This is a genomic window from Rhodococcus sp. P14 (genome assembly GCF_000256505.1).
GTDB classification, from domain to species: Bacteria; Actinomycetota; Actinomycetes; order Mycobacteriales; family Mycobacteriaceae; genus Rhodococcus; species Rhodococcus ruber.
Genome location: NZ_AJFC01000167.1, coordinates 1 through 2,950 on the forward strand (window position 1 = coordinate 1; position 2,950 = coordinate 2,950).

A 2,950-nucleotide genomic window follows, 5' to 3' on the forward strand; every position below is an offset into this window, starting at 1 on the left:
GGTATGCGGTGCCCAGCGCCGCGCGCACCGTGCAGGTGCGGACCGCGGCCCTCGGGGCCCGCGCCCAGGTGCTCGGGGCGGTCGCCCTGGGTCTGCGGGCGGCCAACCCGCACTGATGATCGACTCCGACGACTTCTCCCGGCTCCAGGTCGCTACCTGAGTTCAAATTCGAACACAGAAGACCATCAACAAGGATTTGTTCGTTCATTTCTTGACGACAGGACCGCCTTCGCCCTACTGTGGTCCAGCACACAGTTCGCGTGACCGCCGCCACTCGCCTCCCGGAACGGGACCGCCGCGGCCGGTTCCCGCCGCCTACGAGGAGTCCCATGAGCAACCACGTCGCGCTCCCGACCGTCCCCGACACCGGGCCCGACACCGCCGGCGCCGCAGTGCCGGTCCGCATCGCCGTCATCGCCGCGCTCGGCGGCCTGTTGTTCGGCTTCGACAGCGCCGTCATCAACGGCGCCGTCTCGGCCATCGAATCCCGGTTCGCCGTCTCGTCCGCCGTCCTCGGCTTCGCCGTCGCCTCGGCCCTGCTCGGCGCGGCCGGCGGGGCCGTTCTCGCCGGCCGCATCGCGGACCGCTACGGCCGCCTCACCACGATGCAGGTCGCCGCCGCGATGTTCCTGGTCAGCGCGCTCGGTACCGGATTCGCCTTCAACGTCGAAACTCTCGTCCTGTTCCGGATCGTCGGCGGCGTCGGCGTCGGACTCGCCTCCGTCATCGCCCCCGCCTACATCGCCGAGATCTCCCCCGCCCGGGTGCGCGGCCGCCTGGGATCGCTGCAGCAGCTCGCGATCGTCGTCGGCATCTTCGCCGCCCTGCTCGTCGACTACGCGCTCGCCGCCCTCGCCGGCGGTTCCCGCGAGGAACTGTGGTTCGGGCTCGAGGCCTGGCGCTGGATGTTCCTGTCCATGATCGTCCCCGCGCTCGTGTACGGATTCCTGACCCTCACCATCCCGGAGTCCCCGCGCTATCTCGTCGCGAAGGGCCGCATCGGCGAGGCCCGCGGCATCCTCGGCATGCTGCTCGGCGAACAGGGCATCGATCTGCGCATCGAATCGATCCGCGCCACCCTCGGCCACGAGCACACCCCGTCGCTGCGCGACCTGAGAGGACCCGCGCTGGGGCTGCTGCCCATCGTGTGGATCGGCATCGGACTGTCGGTGTTCCAGCAGTTCGTCGGCATCAACGTGATCTTCTACTACTCCAGCATCCTCTGGCAGGCAGTGGGATTCGACGAGAGCAGCTCCCTCGTCCTCACCGTCGTCACCTCCGTCGTCAACATCGCCACCACCCTCGTGGCCATCGCTTTCGTCGACCGCGTCGGACGTCGCCCCCTGCTGATCATCGGCTCGGCCGGCATGGCTGTCACCCTCGCCACGATGGCCGTCGTCTTCGCCACCGCCTCGACCACCGTCGTCGACGGTGTGACCACCCCGCACCTGACCGGACTGCAGGGACCGATCGCGCTGATCGCCGCGAACCTGTTCGTCGTCGCCTTCGGCATGTCGTGGGGGCCGGTCGTGTGGGTGTTGCTCGGCGAGGCCTTCCCCAACCGGATCCGCGCGGCGGCCCTGTCGCTCGCCGCCGGTGCGCAGTGGGCGGCCAACTGGGTCGTCACCGTTTCCTTCCCCGCCATGAAGGAACTGTCGCTGGGGATGTCGTACGGCTTCTACGCCGTGTGCGCGGTGCTGTCGCTGCTGTTCGTCCTGCGCTGGGTGAAAGAGACCAAGGGCCGCGAGCTCGAGGACATGGACGCCGCCTAACCCGTCCGGCAACTGAAGTCAGGGAGAGAACAGACATGGCACTGACCATCGGAATCGATGTGGGCGGCACCAAGGTCGCCGCCGGCGTGGTCGACGAACACGGCACCCTGCACGCCCGGCTCCGCCGCGCCACCCCGTCGGACGACCCCGCCCGCACCGAGGACGTCGTCGCCGACGTCGTCCGCGAACTCCGCGCCACGCACGACGTGTGTGCCGTGGGCATCGGCGCCGCCGGGTTCGTCGCCTCCGATCGTCGTACCGTCCTGTTCGCCCCCAACCTCGCGTGGCGCGGCGAACCGCTCGGGGCGGCCGTCGAGGCCGCGTGCGGGTTGCCCACCGTCGTCGAGAACGACGCCAACGCCGCCGCCTGGGGTGAGGCACGCTTCGGCGCCGGCCGCGGTGCCCGCACCGCGATCGTGCTCACCGTCGGCACCGGCATCGGCGGCGGACTGATCATCGACGGCGCCCTGCACCGCGGATCCTCGGGACTGGCCGCGGAACTCGGCCACCTCAACGTCGAACCGCACGGGCGTCGCTGCGGGTGCGGCAACCACGGCTGCTGGGAGCGGTACGCCAGCGGGCGCGCCCTGGTGCGGGAGGCGCAGGAGATCGCGAGCGTCTCGCCCGCGCTCGCCGGCCGGCTGCTCGAGCTGGCCGGCGGGCGCGCCGAGCAGATCACCGGGCACCACGTCACCACCGCCGCCCGCGAGGGCGACGCCGCCGCGCTCGAGTGCTTCCGCACGATCGGCACGTGGCTCGGGCACGGCATGGCCGACCTCGCCGCGTTCCTCGACCCGGAGGTGTTCGTCCTCGGCGGCGGTGTGTGCGAGGCCGGGGAATTGCTGCGCGGGCCCGCCGTCGCCACGTTCGCCCAGCGGCTGACCGGACGCGGGCACCGCCCGGCCGCCCCGGTGCGCCTGGCCGAGCTCGGCCCCGACGCCGGGATCGTCGGGGCCGCGGACCTGGCTCGGCGCCGCACGGACGACGCCACGCGCCTCGAGGTCGTGGCCGTCGCCTGACCGCCGAGTTGCCGAGCTGCCGAGCTGCCGACTCGATCCGACGAGGTGGACGGTACATTCGCTCGGTCCCACCCGCTCCCCCTCGGGTCCCGCCCGCGGTGCCGGAGCTACGTCGGAAAGCGCACCTCGGCAGCGGCGCTGCCATAGGCTCGCACCATG

General features: G+C 71.6%; 2 protein-coding genes. Both read left to right on the plus strand.

The annotated features are described in order from the left end of the window. Positions 1–329 precede the first annotated feature (329 nt). Positions 330–1,772 carry a sugar porter family MFS transporter gene (locus OEY_RS0112205; RefSeq protein WP_010594153.1) on the plus strand — a complete coding sequence of 481 codons (1,443 nt, stop codon included), beginning with the start codon at positions 330–332 and terminating at the stop codon, positions 1,770–1,772. Between the two features lie 35 nt (positions 1,773–1,807). Next, positions 1,808–2,791, plus strand: a complete 984-nt coding sequence (locus OEY_RS0112210; protein WP_010594154.1) for an ROK family glucokinase — start codon at positions 1,808–1,810, stop codon at positions 2,789–2,791. Positions 2,792–2,950: the final 159 nt, after the last annotated feature.

Bases quoted from the DNA above. Each gene is read 5' to 3' on its own strand.
- OEY_RS0112210 (WP_010594154.1), top strand. From the start codon at position 1,808: ATGGCACTGACCATCGGAATCGATGTGGGCGGCACCAAGGTCGCCGCC.
- OEY_RS0112205 (WP_010594153.1), top strand. From the start codon at position 330: ATGAGCAACCACGTCGCGCTCCCGACCGTCCCCGACACCGGGCCCGAC.